We start from the raw sequence: 737 nt of genomic DNA, 5'->3' as shown, positions 1-737 counted from the left end.
CGTGATGCGTCTGTGGGACTCAAAAGGTTTGGGTGAACCTTTTGAGGTTTAACTGCGTTTCACTAACAAACTCACACACTCAACATGTCGTGATAGCAAACTTCTATATTATAGAACGAAAATGATAGAATCAACATCTCAATAATACTTTAGAACGAAAGAATATACTGTCTTATTCAAAAACGAGTAAAACTGTTTGAAAGTTATTTCACAGCTTCTTATACAACTTACTACCAATTCTCCCATTGGGTTTCGACTTTCACCTCACCATAGTTGCTTGGCGAGTACTTGCTGTCATAAATGGTACACCAGTCTTTCAAAACTTTCTGGTTGACGATTTCGTCGTAGTAAGAATCCAAGTCCTTAGCAGTGATACCGTACTGTTCTAGGTAGGATTTCACCTGAGCTTCGTCTTCAATATAAGTTTCCGTATCTGCTTTCTTTAAACCTATATTCACAAATTTTTTTAAAACACGATCCTTACGAGTATAGTTATCCCATATTCTAACTCTAACATTTGGCCCAATTCGTTTTTCAAATGAGATTGAACTTAATTGTGTTTTTGTATCAAAATTAAAACCTATTTCGATTTCAAAATACTCTTCTGGGGTATGGTCTTTATTATAAGTTCCAAATGGATAATATTTAGAATACTCTCCATCACTTGGCCAATCCGGTCTGATTTCAAAGCCATCTATATTTCTTAAAATATTATTTGATCGATAGGTTTTCTCCGT

1 protein-coding gene is annotated in these 737 nt (G+C 34.7%); it reads right to left on the bottom strand.

What is annotated here, in order from left to right; all coding sequences use genetic code 11:
- Positions 1–230: 230 nt before the first annotated feature.
- The coding region (locus SORDD24_RS11790) for a TipC family immunity protein (protein ID WP_061409427.1) at positions 231–737 on the bottom strand (507 nt) is incomplete at its 5' end.

Origin of the sequence: Streptococcus oralis, from assembly GCF_001579175.1 — a bacterium.
Classification (GTDB): domain Bacteria; phylum Bacillota; class Bacilli; order Lactobacillales; family Streptococcaceae; genus Streptococcus; species Streptococcus oralis_O.
The sequence above is the reverse complement of the archived record's forward strand: the minus strand, read 5'-3'. Positions and strand labels throughout refer to the sequence as shown.